Origin of the sequence: Pseudomonas sp. UV AK001 (assembly GCF_046097675.1) — a bacterium.
Lineage (GTDB): Bacteria > Pseudomonadota > Gammaproteobacteria > Pseudomonadales > Pseudomonadaceae > Aquipseudomonas > Aquipseudomonas kribbensis.
In genome coordinates this window covers 1-550 of record NZ_JBJUVZ010000032.1, presented here as the reverse complement: position 1 = coordinate 550, position 550 = coordinate 1, and the positions used below count along the sequence as shown (strand labels likewise).

At 64.2% G+C, this 550-nt stretch carries 1 protein-coding gene; it reads right to left on the bottom strand.

Annotated features, from left to right (window positions below; translation table 11 throughout):
- Positions 1 to 550, bottom strand: a 550-nt coding sequence (locus ACKLNA_RS29135; RefSeq protein ID WP_408987848.1) for an aromatic amino acid lyase, incomplete at both ends; no start/stop codon positions are given.

The following is a 550-nucleotide window of genomic DNA, read 5'->3' as shown; positions in this document are numbered from 1 at the left end:
AGCAATGGCCAGGGCCATGTTGTCAGCAGCCATGGCCACTGGCTCGGCGTGGAAGTTGCCACCGGAAATCACATCGCCTTCAGCCGCGAACACCAATGGATTATCCGACACGGCGTTGGCTTCGATCACCAGCACCTCGGCGGCCTGACGGAACTGGGTCAGACACGCGCCCATGACCTGCGGCTGGCAACGCAGCGAGTACGGATCCTGGACCTTCTCGCAGTTCTGGTGCGAATCGGACACTTCGCTGCGCTCGCCGAGCAGATCGCGGTAAGCGGCAGCGGTGTCGATCTGGCCCTTCTGGCCACGGGCGGCGTGGATACGGGCATCGAACGGCGAGCGCGAACCGAGCACCGCTTCAACCGTCAGACCGCCCAGCGCCAGCGCGCCGGCGAACAAGTCTTCACCTTCGAACAGACCGCGCAACGCGAATGCGGTGGACACCTGAGTGCCGTTGAGCAGCGCCAGGCCTTCCTTCGCCGCCAAAGTCAGCGGGGTCAGACCGGCGACTTTCAGCGCTTCGGTGGCTTCCATCCACTCGCCCTTGTAA